Genomic DNA, 15,513 nt, shown 5'->3' with positions numbered 1-15,513 from the left:
ACGTTTGCGACGCAGCTTACAGGGATGTATTCATAGCGGTTTTGAAATCATTCCCCCGGTGCCTGAGCGCCACAGGGCGACACTACGAAGTACCCGACCAAACGAGGCCGGATCAGTGCCCGCCCAATACCTTCTCAATTTCCTCAGGCTTATCGTGCACCCCAAAGCGGTCCACAATCGTCGCACTGGCATCATTCAAGCCGATCAACTCAACCTCCGCGCCCTCGCGACGGAACTTCACCACCGCCTTGTCCAGGGAATACACCGCCGAAACATCCCAGAAATGCGCCCGGCTCAGGTCAATCATCACCTTATCCAGCGCCTCCTTGAAATCAAACGCCGCCACAAACTTATCCGCCGAATTGAAGAACACCTGCCCGATCACCTTATAAGTCCGGCAATTCTTCTCCTCATCCAGCTCCGAGCTCACATACATAAAGTGGCTCACCTTGTTGGCAAAGAACAGCGACGCCAGCAACACCCCAACAAAAACCCCAAAGGCCAGATTGTGGGTAAACACTACCACAATCACCGTCGACAACATCACCAGATTAGTCGACAGCGGCAGGCGCTTCAGATCGCGGATCGACCCCCAATTGAAGGTGCCGATAGACACCATAATCATCACCGCCACCAGCGCCGCCATCGGGATTACCGCCACATAATCGCTCAGGAACACCACCAGCGTCAGCAGACCAACACCCGCCACCAGCGTGGAAAGGCGCCCGCGCCCGCCCGACTTCACATTGATCACCGACTGGCCGATCATCGCGCAACCCGCCATACCGCCCAGCAGGCCCGCACCGATATTGGCGATACCCTGACCTTTGCACTCACGGTTCTTGTCACTGCTGGTATCCGTCAGATCGTCCACGATGGTGGCGGTCATCAGGGATTCCAGCAGCCCCACCACCGCAAGACCGGCGGAATACGGAAAGATGATTTTCAGAGTCTCGAAATTGAGCGGCACGTCCGGCCACAGGAACACCGGCAATGTGTCCGGCAGATCTCCCATATCGCCCACGGTGCGGATATCCAGCCCCAGCGCTACGGCTGCCGCAGTACAGGCGAGAATGCACACCAGCGGCGACGGCAGGATCTTGCCCACCACCGGCACATAGGGAAACAGGTAGATGATGCCGAGGCCCGCCGCAGTCATCGCGTACACATGCCAGGTGACATCGACAAGTTCCGGCAGCTGCGCCATGAAAATAAGAATGGCCAAGGCATTCACGAACCCAGTGACCACCGCCCGCGATACGAAGCTCATCAGGCTGCCGAGTTTGAGATAGCCGGCGATGATCTGCAGCACCCCGGTCAGCAGCGTTGCCGCCAACAGGTATTGCAGGCCGTGCTCCTTGACCAGCGTGACCATCAGCAGCGCCATGGCGCCGGTGGCGGCGGAGATCATTCCCGGGCGACCGCCAACAAAGGCGATAACGACGGCGATACAGAAGGAGGCGTAGAGGCCTACACGGGGATCAACCCCGGCGATGATGGAGAAAGCGATGGCCTCGGGAATGAGAGCGAGGGCGACCACGAGGCCGGCGAGCACGTCGCGGCGGATATTGCCGAACCAGTCGTTTCTGGTGGACGACAACAGGGTGTTGGAGAACTGCATAAGTCGAAAGAGCCTGTCTGGAGAGTCTTGTTCTGAGCCCTGAAAAGGGGGCGCGGATTCTAGCATCTCGGGGTTGTTGGCTAAACAACAGTCAGGGTTTCATCTCTCGAGCCCGTAGGAGCCTGCCTTGCAGGCGAACACGTCGGTGCCAATTCCTGTTCGCCTGCAAGGCAGGCTCCTACACGATCCACGTCGACCTATGTCGCTTTTTACCACCCCTGTCCGCTTCCGTGGACACGACCTGTCCGGACACTTTTTCCGGACACTTCGACGGCTCCAATAAAATATTTAAAAATTTTATTTCCTTTAATTTTCAATGACTTAAATCCTAAATTCGCATTGGCACGGCAATTGCGATAAGGCCACTGCATCCGGAATTTCAACCGTGCATCCGCGGCGCAAGAAGCCCGCGTCACACTGGCAGAACAAGACAAACCGATATTCAGTACTTGGGAACAACATGATCAGAGATACCTCCGGGCAGGACGTCCAACTCACACCGCAAAGCCCCTGGAAGAACCCGCGCCTGCTGAAACGCGCTGGCCTCGGCCTCGGCGCCGCGGCTTTCGTGGTTTGGGGGATGATGAGCTGGCAGAGCACCAGTGCGGTGGACGCAAGCCTATCGCTGTCGCGTATCAACGTTGCCGCGGTAGAACGCGGGGACCTGGTGCGGGATCTGGTGGTGCAGGGCAAGGTGGTAGCGGCCAACAGCCCCACCCTGTTCAGCCCCGCCCAGGGCATCGTGAAATTTGCGGTAAAGGCCGGCGATGCGGTGGCCCAGGGGCAGTTGCTGGCAGAAGTAGAGAGCCCGCAGCTGCAGAACCAGCTCGCCCAGGAAAGTGCACTGTACAACAAACTGAGCGTGGAGCTGGCGCGCCAGAAGATCCAGGCCAAGCGCCAACGCCTTGAAAACACCCAGAAGGCAGACCTCGCCGAAGTGAATCTCATCGCGGCCCGCCGCGAGCTGAAGCGCGCGGAAATATCCATGGAAAAGCAGATCATCTCCCAACTGGACTTTGAAAAGGCCAGCGACGACCTGGCCCGCGCGGAACTCGAACACGCGCAGGCGGTACAAAACGCGGCGCTGGAAAACGAAGCGCTCACATTTGAAACCCAGACCCTGCAACTGCAGGTGGACCAGCAGAAACTGCAGATGGAAGAACTGCAGCGCAAGGTCAACGAGCTGCAGATCGTCTCCCCGGTCGACGGCACCATCGGCAGTCTCGCCGCCACCCAGCGCGCCGCCGTAGCCGCCAACGCACCACTGCTCACCGTCGTCGACCTCACCAGCTTCGAACTGGAAGCCGCGGTACCGGAAAACTACGCCGACGACCTCGGCCTCGCCATGGAAGTGGAAATCAACATGGCCGGTAAAAAACTGCCCGGCGAAATTACCGCAATCGCGCCTGAGGTGATCGACAACCAGGTCGTCGCCCGCGTGCGTTTCACCGGCGAGCAACCGGCCAACCTGCGCCAGAACCTGCGCCTCACCGCCCGCGTGCTGCTGGAAAACCGCAGCGACGTGCTGCTGGTCAAACGCGGCGCCTTCCTCGATCAGAGCGGCGGGCGCTTTGCGTGGAAGCTGAACGACCAGAGCCAGGCGGTGAAGGTGCCGATCACCATCGGCGCACTGGGATTGAATCAGGTGGAGATCGTCTCGGGCCTCGACGTTGGAGACCGGATCATCACCTCTTCCGCGGAAGAACTGGACCGGGCGCAACTGGTCGCACTGAAAGATTGATAAACCGTAGGAGCCTGCTTGCAGGCGAACGAAATTGGCACCGAAGGTTCGCCTGCAAGCAGGCTCCTACAGCGAAGAACGATTTAGAACCGCATGGTGGATCGGCGCAGCGAATCCACCATTCGAAATACGGCGAAATACTTTTAATTCGAATCAAATGACAAGGAAATCCACCATGCTGAAAATGCACAACATCCGCAAAAGCTACCGCACCGACACCATTGAGACACACGCGCTCCGGGATTTCAGCCTGGAAGTGAACGAGGGAGAGTTCGTATCCGTCACCGGCCCCAGCGGCTCCGGCAAAACCACCTTCCTCAATATCGCCGGCCTGCTGGAAACCCCAACCGGCGGCCAGTACCTGTTGGATGGGCAGGAAGTGGGCAACCTCTCCGACCGCGAGCGCTCGCACCTGCGCAATGAAAAAATCGGCTTTATTTTCCAGGGTTTCAACCTGATTCCCGACCTCAGCCTGTTCGACAACATCGACGTGCCGCTGCGCTACCGCGGCTTCAACGCCAAGGAACGCCGCCGCCGTATCGAAAAATCCCTCGAACAGGTCGGTCTCTCCGCCCGCGCCAAACACCTGCCCGCACAGCTTTCCGGTGGCCAGCAACAGCGCGTTGCCATCGCCCGCGCACTGGCTGGCGAACCCCGCTTCCTGCTCGCGGACGAACCCACCGGTAACCTGGACTCCCTGATGGCACGGCAGGTGATGGAACTGCTGGAGTTCATCAACCAATGGGGCACCACCATTGTTATGGTCACCCACGACCCGGATCTTGCGCGCCGCGCCCATCGAAATATTCAGATCGTCGATGGCCAGGTGTCCGACCTGCGCCAAAACATTGCTGCAGATGAAGCGGCCATCGCCTGAGGACGTTGCCATGATTGGATATTACATTTCTCTCGCGCTGCGCAGCCTGCGGCGCACCCCGATATTGAGCGCACTGATGGTCGCGGCCATTGCCGTGGGTGTGGGCGCCGCCATGACTACGCTCACCCTGAACTACATGATGTCGCGCAACGCACTTGCGGACAAAGACGATGTGCTTTACGCCGTGCAACTGGACAACTGGGATCCGCACGAGGCCGCCGACAACCCCAGCGAAATGCCGTGGGAGATCACCTATAAAGATGCCATCAGCCTGCTGCGCTCGGACATCCCGACCTATCAGGTAGCGATGCACCGCTGGGGCGGGCCCATTACCCTTGAAGACTCCACCTTACGGCCCTACACAGCACAGGCGCGCGTAACCAGCCGCGACTTCTTTGCGCTGTTTGATGTTTCGTTTGTCTACGGCGGCACCTGGGCCGGGGAAGCAGACAACAATGCCGTGTTCCAGGTCGTTCTGAACAAGTCCACCAATGAAAAACTGTTCAACGGCGAAAATAGTGTGGGCCGCACGATCAACTTCAACGGAGCTCCCTTTACGGTGGTCGGCGTGGTCGAGGACTGGCATCCGAGCCCCAAGGTCCACGATCTGAACAATGGCGACTTCATGAAATCCGCGGACATTTATATTCCTTTCGGCCTGCATCGCGTGCTCGAAATCCAGACCTGGGGCAACACCAATGGCTGGAAGCCGGAAAAAATTGAAAGCTACGAGGATGGCCTCGGTGCCGAGTACGTGTGGGTTCAATACTGGGTGCAACTTGATAGCGCGGAGCAACGCCAGCGCTATGAAGACTTCCTGACCGGTTTTATCCAGGAACAGAAGAGCCAGGGCCGCTTCCCGCGCCCGCTGAAATTCGGCCTGAGCAAACCGTCCGAGTGGCTGGTGCTGAACGAAGTGGTCGACGGCGATGATCGTATGCTGAACTGGCTGTCGCTCGCCTTTCTGCTGGTTTGCCTGGTCAATGCTGTTGCCCTGCTGCTGGCGAAGTTCCTGCGCAAGGCACCGGAAACCGGTGTGCGCCGCGCCCTCGGCGCAAGCCGCAGCGCCGTGTTCAGCCAGCACCTGGTGGAAAGCGGCTGCATCGGACTCGCCGGTGGTCTGATCGGCATTCTGCTGACGCTGGCCGGGCTGGCACTGATCCGCCAACTGTCGATGGGTTATATGGACAGCGTCGCGTCCATGGACTGGCTGATGATGCTCAGCGCGATCGGGCTCGCGATACTTTCCAGTCTCCTGGCAGGGCTGTATCCCGCGTGGCGCATCAGCCGCACCAACCCATCCATCTATCTGAAAACCCAGTAAGGCCACACGTCAGCAAGACCCACAAGGAAACTACCATGCTGGAACTTAGACCTATTTTATCCGCGCTCTGGCGCCACAAGATTTCCGCGCTTCTGATCGCACTGCAGCTCGGCCTCACGCTGGCCATCGTCAGCAACGCGAGCGTCGTCATCCAGGAACGCAAGGAAAGGATTGCCCGCCCCACCGGCATAGCCGAAGCGGACATCGTCACCGCCCATTTCATGCCGATCCCAAAGGACTATGACTTGCTCGAGGCCTTCCGCCTGGACATGGACATGATCCGCCAGCTACCCGGTGTTGCCGCCGCCACCATCAGTCGCGCACCCTTGGCCGGCAGTGGTTCCTCCGGTGGATTCCACACCAAGCCCCACCAGGAAGTCGGCTCCACCGGGGCCGCGTTCTTTAGCGGGGACGAACACTTCATCGATGCCCTCGGGATGAAGCTGGTCGCCGGCCGCAATTTCACCCCGAGTGAAATTCGGATAATGGAAAGCAGCTCCAGTGAACGTCCAACCATAACCATTATTACCCAGCAACTAGCGGACACCCTGTTCCCCGAAGGCAATGCGCTAGGCAAATCCCTCTACTTCGGTGGCGACGACAATCCAATGGAAATAGTGGGCATTGTAGAGCGCAATCTGGGCCCCTGGCCAAACTCGTCGGTCGCCGGCAACACCGTTTTTTTCCCGGCCATTATGGACACCCAGTGGTACGACTATATTGTGCGCGCCGAACCCGGCCAGCGCGACGCCGTACTGAAACTGCTGGAGGAAAAAATGGCGGAGCGCGACGCAGAGCGGGTGATTGAAGTGAAAACCCTGACAGAGCAGAAAACCCGCTACTACGCCGGTGACAACACCATGATCAAGGTACTGACCGGCGTCGTTAGCCTGCTGACATTTATCGTCGCCCTCGGTATCGTCGGGCTCACCGTGTTCTGGATTACCCAGCGCCAGAAGCAGATCGGCGTGCGCCGCGCCCTCGGTGCCACCCGCACCGCCATCAGCCGCTACTTCCTGCTGGAGAACCTGATGATCGCTGCAACTGGCGTCGCACTCGGCACCGCCGCCGCACAGATCTTCAACCAGTTCCTGGCCAGTGAATTCGGTCAACCGGCGCTGCCGCTATCTACAACGCTGATCTGTGCCTTTATACTGCTGGCGGTCAGCGTAGCCGCGGCACTGGTGCCGGCACTGCGCGCTGCGAATATCTCGCCGGCGATGGCAACGCGCAGCGTGTAAATTTTCCGGCACGATGTAGGAGCCAGCCTGCTGGCGAACAGGAATAAGCACAAGAGACGGTTTGCCTGTAGGAGCCTGCTTGCAGGCGAACGAGATCTCGCACGCGAACCGGTTCGTCTGCAAGCAGGCTCCTACAGGAACTGAGCTAATCAATCAGGGAGAGTTGGACTTGGACAAGGTCCTAATCATCGACGACAACACCGGCATCATCACCGCTCTCTCGCTGTTGTTGTCTCTCCACGATATCCACACCTTTTCCGCCATCACACCCCAGGCGGGCCTGCAGCTGCTGCGGGAAAACCCGGACATCGGCCTTGTCATCCAGGACATGAACTTCACGGCCGATACCACCTCCGGCGAAGAGGGCCGAGCGCTGTTTTTTGCCCTGCGCGAACTGCAACCGGATATCCCCGTCATCCTGCTCACTGCCTGGACCCAGCTGGAAATGGCGGTGGAACTGGTTAAGGCCGGCGCTGCCGATTATGTCGGCAAACCCTGGGACGACAACAAACTTATCGCCACCATTAAAAACCTGCTTGAGCTGCACGATCTGCAGCAACAGCAACGCCAGACCCAGCGCCGCGAACAACAGGCGCGGGAACAGCTGCAACAGCAGTTCGACTTGCAGGGTATCGTCTACCGCAGCAGCAGCGTGCAGAAGCTGCTGGAAGTGGCCACCCAGGTCGCCCACGCCGATGTACCGGTGCTGATCACCGGCCCCAATGGCGCCGGCAAGGAAAAGATCGCAGACATAGTGCAGGCCAACTCAAGCGTAAAAGACGGCCCCTATATCAAGGTCAATGTCGGCGCCCTGCCGGAAGAACTGATGGAAGCAGAGCTGTTTGGCGCGGAAGCGGGTGCCTATACCGGCGCTGGGAATAAAGTGCGGCAGGGCAGATTCGAAGCCGCCGACGGCGGCACCCTGTTTCTCGACGAGATCGGCGAGCTCTCAGCCAGCGGCCAGGTTAAACTGTTGCGGGTGTTACAGACCGGGGAATTTCAGCGCCTCGGCAGCAGCCAGACGCGCAAGGTCAAGGTGCGTGTGATCAGTGCAACCAACAGCAACCTGCCGCAGATGATCAGCGATGGCCGCTTCCGCCAGGATCTGTTTTACCGGCTGAACGTCATCGAACTCAAACTGCCGCCACTGGCGGACAGGCCAGAAGACGTCCTGCCGCTCGCGCGCGGCTTTCTCGCCTGGACCGGAAAACAGTTGAGTCCACAGGCTCAACAGCAAATGATGCGCTATAGCTGGCCCGGGAATGTGCGCGAGCTGCAGAATGTCATGCAGCGCGCCGCGGTCCTGACCCGCGGCGATATTATTGACGAAGCCACCCTCGCGCTACCGGAAGAAGCTCTGCAAAAAATCCCGGAGCACAGTTTCGAACCCGGCCGTGAACTGCTGGAACAGACACTCGCCAGCTGCAACGGCATCATCGCCCAGGCCGCGCGCGAGCTGGGCCTCAGCCGTCAGGCTCTGTATCGGCGCCTGGACAAATACGGAATTCCCTATTGATGCCCCGCACCTCCGTTGAAGGCAGGATTTTCGCCTGTGCACTGTTCGCCGTCGCCATCGGGACCGGCCTTCCCTTTGCGCTACAGGAACTCGGCGCCGATGCCCGGCTCGCCTGGAGCGCGGGCCTGCTGCTGGCCATGGTCACCACCTGGCTGCTGCTGCGACCACTTACCCGCTCACTAAACCGCGCCCTCAGCAGCCTGCAAAGCGGCCTGCTGAATTTTCGTGACGGCGACTTTTCCATTTCCCTTGCACTCAAACGCAACGACCAACTGGGTGAACTCGCCGAACTGTATAACGAAGTGGGAGAAATCCTGCGGCGGGAGCGCGCGCACATTCACCAGCGGGAACTGCTGTTGGACACCGTCATCCAGAGTTCTCCGCTGGCACTGCTGCTGATCGACCACAGTGAACACATCATCTACGCCAACACCAGTGCGCGGCACCTGCTGCATGGCGGCAGACCGCTGCAGGGGCACACACTTGCGCAGATTCTGCCCCACTGCCCGCCGGAACTGGCGCAAGCGATCGAGAAAAAGCAGGACGGCCTCACCAGTTATCTCGACAAGGAAAGCAGCCATACCCTGCACATCAGCAACAGCACCTTCGTGTTGAACTCGCAGAAACACCGCTTGATTCTGTTGCGCGAAATGACCCGGGAATTGACCCGCGCCGAAGTGCAGGTGTGGAAAAAAGTCATCCGCCTGATCAGCCACGAGCTGAACAATTCCCTCGCCCCCATTTCCTCGATGGCGCACAGCGGCAAAATGCTTTCGGAAAAGCTGCACTCGGAACAACTGGCCGGCGTATTTGATGTTATTGCCGAGCGCTGCCGGCACCTGACTGACTTTACCCAGGGCTACGCCCGCTTTGCCAAACTACCTCCCCCCGTATGTGAGGAAGTTTCGTGGCACAAGCTGGTATCGCGGTTACAGCCATTACAGCCGTTTCAGTTACAGGGAAATGTCCCAGCGCGCCCGGGTTATTTTGATCCCGCGCAAATGGAACAGGCATTACTGAACCTGCTGAAGAACGCCGCAGAATCGGGCAGTGCAGAGGAGGAAATTACGCTGCGTATCGAAACCGATGTTCACGGACAACTGCTGACCGTCAGTGATCGCGGCACCGGCATGAGCGAGAAAGTACTGCAACAGGCACTGTTGCCATTCTTTTCCACCAAGCCCCAAGGGGTTGGCCTGGGGCTAGCCTTGTGCCGGGAAATTGTCGATGCTCACGACGGACAGATTCAACTGCACAACCGCGCCGGAGGCGGCCTGCAAATCAGCCTGTGGCTGCCATGGGCAAAAGGAAACCCGGCGCATTGAGTGTATGAATCCAGGTTCTGAAACAACCTGCCATTCCCGACCGCCAGTGAATATCAGGCCGATACCTGCTGTTCCCCGCGCAACTTATTCACATCCGCGCGCGGCGGTGCACCAAACATACGGCTGTACTCGCGGCTGAAGTGGGATGGGCTCTCGTAGCCCACGCGGTAACTCGCAGAAGCCGCTTCCAGTCCCTCACTCAGCATCAACCGGCGCGCTTCATGCAAACGCAGTTTTTTCTGGAACTGCAACGGCGACATTCGCGTGACCTGTTTGAAGCTGTGGAACAGCGACGACTCACTCATATTGGCACGATCCGCCAGTTCGCGAATGCGCAGCGGTTCAGCGAAGTGGTCCTTGAGCAGAGCGATCACCCGCGAGATCCGGTTGGCCTGACTATCCGCCACGGCAAACTTGCGAATGCGCGCGCCCATTTCTCCTCTCAGCACACGGTAAAGAATTTCCTTGCGCGCCAGCGGCGCCAGAATCGGCGCATCCGCGGGATTGTCCAGCAAATTCAGCAGGCGGCTCACCGCATTCAGCAAGCCGATATCCATCTGCGCCATACACAGGCCACAGTTCACTTCCGGACAGCTGAAGTCCGCCTCCACAACCGGTGCCTTTTCTCCCAGCTCCAGAATCAGATCGGTCACTTCCTTGGGTTCCACCACCAGTTTGACGGCAAGGTACGGCTGCTCCGCCGAGGCGACCACCACCCTGGCCGACACCGGCAGGTGAACCGAGGAGGCCAGATAGTTTAGAGGGCCGTAGGCAATTTCCTTGTCGCCCAGCTGCAACACTTTTTCACCCTGCACGATAAAACCGAGTGAGGGTTCGTACACACTGGAAATACAACTGGTGGTGGCCACGTCTGAGCGGATCAGGCCGACGCCCGCGAGCGCGGACTGCTGCATCCCGGTTTCCGGCACCCAGCGTAGGATATTGCGCACCAGACCTTTGCGCATGGCTTCCATTTCCCGCTCGACCGCTTTACTGCGTTGTTCCCCCGGCATACGCCCTCCCGATAACACTTAAGACAGACCGCTGGCCAGTATACGGAGTTTCAGGCAAGCCACTTAGAACTTTGCAGTATTGGGCAAGCACTGGGCAGTAATATGCAAGCCACCCCCAGAATGTGACAAAAGCGCTACCAGTTCGGCAGGCAAGAACAACGTAAAAAAATATACGGCGGAGAATCGCGGCGACTCGGCCGCGAGTCCAACAAGTCACCAATTGCGCGGGGATTACAGAATCAGGCAATCAGACAACAGTAACCGGATACCGTCCGATGGCGTGGAGCCGCTAAGGTATGCGACCGGTGGGGAGCTGTTCTCCCCACTCAAGTAAAGGAGTAAGCACCCAATGCCAAAACATATCCTGATCGGTCTCGCGGCCCTGTTACTGGCAGGATGCAATGCCGATGATACGGAAGGGCAGCGGCCGCCGCCCATGCCCGTGGAGGTGGTAGAAATAACCGCGGAACCAGCGACCCTGTGGAGTGACTTTACCGGGCGTGTGGCGGCACCGGAAACGGTGCAGCTGCGCGCGCGGGTCAGCGGTTATATCGACAAGGTCGCGTTTACCGAGGGCGAACTGGTGGCGCGCGGGGATCTGTTGTTTGAGATAGATCCTCGCCCCTACCGTGCGCGCGAGCGCGCCGCACAGGCGGAACTGACCCGCGCCCGCAGCCAACTGGCCCTGAGTGAAAGCCGCGCGCAGCGCGCCAGCCAGTTGCTGGCGAGCCGCGCCATTTCCCGCGAGGAAAACGACCAGCGTCAGGCCGCACTGGCATCCGACCGCGCCGCCGTCAGTGCTGCAGAAGCGGCGCTGGAAAGCGCGCGCCTGGACCTGCAGTTCACTCAGGTCAAGGCGCCCATCAGCGGCCGCGTGGGCCGCGCGCAGATTACCCGCGGCAACCTCGCCAGTGCCGACGATACGCTGTTGACCACACTGGTGTCCGTCGACCCCATGTATGTCTATTTCGAAAGCGACCAGACCAGCTTCGCCGGCAGCCGCGATTTCTTCACCCTGAAAGAGCGCCCGCAGGTGCATATCGGGCTGGTGGGTGAAAGCGGATTCCCGCACGTTGGCGAGCTGGATTTTATCGACAACCGCCTGAACAGCCATACCGGTACCATGCAGTTCCGCGCCCTGGTGGCCAACCCCGAGGGCAGCTTCCGGCCCGGGCAGTTCGCGCGCGTGCAGATGCCCACCGCACAACTCGGCGATGCACTGCTGCTGAACCGCAAAGCGGTGCTCACGGACCAGGACCGGCGCTACGTGTATGTGGTGAACGCGCAGAACCTCACCGAACGCCGCGAGGTGCAGACCGGTCCGGAGCAGGATGAACGGGTCCTCATTCGCAGCGGGCTGCAGCCCGGCGAGCGGGTTGTGGTCAACGGCCTGCAGAAAATCCTGTTTCCCGGTATGCCGGTGGAACCGCAACTGGTGCAAATGCGAGAAACAAAAACCTCGCAACAGATCGCCGGTCGCTGAACGTCTCTCCCCTCCCGTTAAAAATGACTGAATTTCAAATTTCCGTGCGGTTTCTCCCTCCGCACACGGGGTAACGCTGTATGAATTTTTCCCGATTTTTTGTCGACAGGCCGATCTTCGCCTCGGTGCTGTCGATCATCATCTTCGTGGTTGGCCTGATCAGCATCCCGGTGCTGCCGGTGAGCGAATACCCGGAAGTGGTACCGCCGAGCGTCGCGGTGACCGCACGCTACCCGGGCGCCAACCCCAAGACCATTGCCGAAACCGTCGCCACGCCGCTGGAGGAAGCCATCAATGGCGTGGAGGACATGATCTACATGAAATCCGTCGCCGGCAGTGACGGCACCCTGTCGCTGACCGTGACCTTCAAGCTGGGAACAGATCCGGACCAGGCCCAGGTGCAGGTGCAAAACCGGGTATCCCAGGCGCTGCCGCGGTTGCCGGAAGACGTGCGCCGCCAGGGTGTCACCACCCAGAAGCAGTCCCCCAACCTGATGATGGCGGTGCACCTGATTTCTCCGGACGACCGCTTCGATGCGACCTATATCCGCAACTACGCGGTACTGCATATTCGCGATGAGCTGGCGCGCATCCCCGGCGTCGGTCAGGCGGGGCTGTTTGGCTCCGGCGACTACGCCATGCGCCTGTGGGTAGACCCACAAAAGGCCGCGGCCCTTGGTGTGACCGCGTCCGATATTGCCAGCGCAGTGCGCGAGCAGAACGTACAGGTTTCCGCCGGCCAGATCGGCGCCCAGCCGATGCCGGGGGAAAACGACTTTCTGATCTCCATCAACGCCAAGGGGCGTCTGACGAGCGCGGAGGAATTTGGCGATGTGGTGCTGAAAACCGGCAATGACGGCGAGATCACGCGCCTGCGGGATGTCGCGCGTATCGAGCTGGCCGCATCGGAGGACACCTTGCGCGCGCTGCTGAACGGCCGCCAGGCCGTGGGCCTGCCGATCTTCCAGGCACCCGGCTCCAACTCGCTGGAGGTCGCACAGGCGGTGCGCGAGAAAATGGCCGAGCTGGACGATCACTTCCCGGAGGGACTGGAGTGGGAGATCGCCTACGACCCGACGGTATTTGTCAGCACCTCGATCAAGGCGGTGATCAAGACCCTGCTGGAGGCGGTGCTGCTGGTGGTGCTGGTGGTGATCCTGTTCCTGCAGACCTGGCGCGCGTCGCTGATTCCGCTGTTGGCCGTGCCGGTGTCCATCATCGGCACCTTCGCCGTGCTGCAGCTGCTGGGCTTTTCCATCAATACCCTAACCCTCTTCGGCATGGTGCTGGCAATCGGCATCGTGGTGGACGATGCCATCGTGGTGGTGGAGAACGTCGAGCGCAATATCGAAGAAGGGCTGAAACCACTGGCCGCCGCGCACCAGGCGATGCGCGAGGTGAGCGGGCCCATCGTCGCCATCAGCCTGGTGCTGTGCGCGGTGTTTATCCCCATGGCATTCCTGGATGGCATCACCGGCCAGTTCTACCGCCAGTTCGCCATGACCATTGCCATCGCCACGGTGATCTCCGCGGTCAATTCACTGACCTTGTCACCGGCGCTGGCGGCGACGCTGCTGAAACCCCACGGCGCCGCGCCAGACCTGCCCGCGCGGGTGATCGACCGCCTGTTTGGCTGGATATTCCGCCCGTTCAACCGCTTCTTCAACAAGAACGCGGAACGCTACCAGCACCTCGTGGGCCGCAGCCTGAACCGGCGCGGCCTGGTGTTCGCGGTCTACGCGCTGCTGCTGGCGGGCACGGTATTTATGTTCAACCAGGTTCCCGGCGGATTTATCCCGACCCAGGACAAAACCTATCTGGTGGGCAGCATCCGGTTGCCGGAGGGCGCCTCGCTGGATCGCACCGAGGCCGTGGCGCGGCGCGTAAGTGAACTGGCACAGGAAACCGAAGGCGTGTCCCACGCCGCCGCGTTTGTCGGTTTCAATGCGCTGCAGCGCACCAACACGCCGAACGTCGGTACGGTGTTTGTGCTGTTCGACGATTTCAGCGAGCGCGATCGCAGTGCCGAGGAGATTGCCGCGGAGCTGAACGGCAAGCTCGCGGGTATCAAGGAGGGGTTTGCGGTCAGCTTTATGCCGCCGCCGATCTTTGGCCTCGGCGCCGGTTCCGGCTACTCGCTGTACATTCAGAATCGCAGCGGCGCCCAAGACCCCACTGGCGCCGGTTACGGCGAGCTGCAAACCGCCACCAACGGACTGGCGGGCGCCCTCAGCCAAACGCCGGGGCTCAGCTATCCATTCAGTTCCTACCAGGCCAATGTGCCGCAGCTGGATGCGGAGGTGGACCGGCTGCAGGCCAAGGCGCAAGGCGTGCGCCTGGACGACCTGTTTGGCACCCTGCAGCTGTATTTCGGCTCCCTGTATATCAATGACTTTAACCAGTTCGGGCGCACCTACCGGGTGATGGCCCAGGCGGACGCGCCGTTCCGCGACGAGATTGCCGATATCGACCATCTCTACACCCGCAACAACCGCGGCGAAATGGTGCCGATCAACACCATGGTGCAGCTGAAGCAGAGCTATGGACCGGACCCGGTAATCCGTTACAACGGCTACCCGGCCGCTGACCTGCTGGGCCAGTCCAACCCGGCGGTGCTGTCGTCCAGCGAGGCGCTGGCAACCGTGGAACGGGTGGCAAAGCAGACGCTGCCGGCGGGTATGACCATCGAATGGACCGATCTCAGCTTCGAGCAGGTTAACCGCAGCAACGCGTCGATGCTGGTATTCCCGCTGGCGCTGCTGCTGGTCTTTCTGGTGCTGGCTGCGCTCTATGAGAGCTGGGTGATGCCACTGGCGGTGATACTGATCGTACCGATGTGTCTGCTGGCCGCGCTGTTCGGCGTGTGGCTGATCGACGGCGACAACAATGTGTTCGTGCAGGTGGGTCTGGTGGTGCTGATGGGGCTGGCGTGCAAGAACGCCATCCTGATCGTCGAGTTCGCCCGCGAGCTGGAACTGGAAAAAGGCCTGGATCCTGTGCGCGCCGCACTGGAAGCCTGTCGCCTGCGCCTGCGCCCGATCATCATGACTTCGGTGGCGTTTATCGCCGGGGTGGTGCCGCTGGTGATGGCCAGCGGCGCCGGTGCCGAAGTGCGCAACGCGATGGGCATCACGGTGTTTACCGGCATGATCGGCGTGACGCTGTTCGGCCTGCTGCTGACGCCGGTGTTCTATGTGGCGCTGCGCAAGCTGGCGGGACCGGCAGCGCCGGCCGCAGAGACCACCGCGCCGCACAGATCCGGTACCGAGGAAATGCCGCAGCTAGCGCCGCTGGCGGATGCGGCAAATCACTGACGGCTTGCACTAAGCAACCCGGGAGGGCACCCCGCCCTCCCGGCCTCTCCGCGGGAGC

Annotated in this window: 10 protein-coding genes; 8 read left to right on the top strand and 2 right to left on the bottom strand. The window is 60.4% G+C overall.

The genetic code is table 11. The annotated features are described in order from the left end of the window. Positions 1–112: 112 nt before the first annotated feature. Positions 113–1,621, bottom strand: coding sequence for a SulP family inorganic anion transporter (locus GNX18_RS19155; RefSeq protein WP_166220159.1), 1,509 nt, complete (start codon positions 1,619–1,621; stop codon positions 113–115). Positions 1,622–2,081: 460 nt separating this feature from the next. Between GNX18_RS19155 and GNX18_RS19150 the strand changes: the two genes are divergently transcribed. The 6 genes from GNX18_RS19150 (at position 2,082) to GNX18_RS19125 (ending at position 9,645) form a co-directional block, all read left to right on the top strand. After that, entirely contained in the window at positions 2,082–3,362 is a 1,281-nt protein-coding gene (locus GNX18_RS19150; RefSeq protein WP_166220157.1) for an efflux RND transporter periplasmic adaptor subunit, read from the top strand. Between the two features lie 175 nt (positions 3,363–3,537). Then, positions 3,538–4,239 carry an ABC transporter ATP-binding protein gene (locus GNX18_RS19145; protein WP_138236058.1) on the top strand — a complete coding sequence of 234 codons (702 nt, stop codon included), beginning with the start codon at positions 3,538–3,540 and terminating at the stop codon, positions 4,237–4,239. A gap of 10 nt (positions 4,240–4,249) precedes the next feature. Continuing rightward, a complete protein-coding gene (locus GNX18_RS19140) occupies positions 4,250–5,563 on the top strand; it encodes an ABC transporter permease (protein WP_166220155.1) in 1,314 nt (437 codons plus the stop codon). Between the two features lie 35 nt (positions 5,564–5,598). Beyond that, positions 5,599–6,804, top strand: coding sequence for an ABC transporter permease (locus tag GNX18_RS19135; protein ID WP_166220153.1), 1,206 nt, complete (start codon positions 5,599–5,601; stop codon positions 6,802–6,804). 169 nt (positions 6,805–6,973) lie between these two features. Further along, a complete protein-coding gene (locus GNX18_RS19130; RefSeq protein WP_166220151.1) occupies positions 6,974–8,320 on the top strand; it encodes a sigma-54 dependent transcriptional regulator in 1,347 nt (448 codons plus the stop codon). Continuing rightward, positions 8,320–9,645: a PAS domain-containing sensor histidine kinase gene (locus GNX18_RS19125; RefSeq protein ID WP_166220149.1), complete on the top strand. Its 1,326-nt coding sequence runs from the start codon at positions 8,320–8,322 to the stop codon at positions 9,643–9,645. Before GNX18_RS19130 ends, GNX18_RS19125 begins: the two co-directional genes overlap by 1 nt. A 53-nt stretch (positions 9,646–9,698) precedes the next feature. On the opposite strand, the gene GNX18_RS19120 is transcribed toward GNX18_RS19125, so the two are convergent. Then, positions 9,699–10,658, bottom strand: a complete 960-nt coding sequence (locus GNX18_RS19120) for an AraC family transcriptional regulator (RefSeq protein ID WP_205828012.1) — start codon at positions 10,656–10,658, stop codon at positions 9,699–9,701. Positions 10,659–11,007: 349 nt separating this feature from the next. Here GNX18_RS19120 and GNX18_RS19115 point away from each other — a divergent pair, with 349 nt between their 5' ends. Continuing rightward, positions 11,008–12,141, top strand: a complete 1,134-nt coding sequence (locus tag GNX18_RS19115; RefSeq protein WP_166220147.1) for an efflux RND transporter periplasmic adaptor subunit — start codon at positions 11,008–11,010, stop codon at positions 12,139–12,141. An 80-nt stretch (positions 12,142–12,221) separates the two neighbouring features. Continuing rightward, a complete protein-coding gene (locus tag GNX18_RS19110) occupies positions 12,222–15,455 on the top strand; it encodes an efflux RND transporter permease subunit (protein WP_166220145.1) in 3,234 nt (1,077 codons plus the stop codon). Positions 15,456–15,513 lie beyond the last annotated feature (58 nt).

It is taken from the genome of Microbulbifer sp. SH-1 (assembly GCF_011326135.1).
Classification (GTDB): domain Bacteria; phylum Pseudomonadota; class Gammaproteobacteria; order Pseudomonadales; family Cellvibrionaceae; genus Microbulbifer; species Microbulbifer harenosus.
This window is presented reverse-complemented; position numbering and strand designations above follow the sequence as displayed.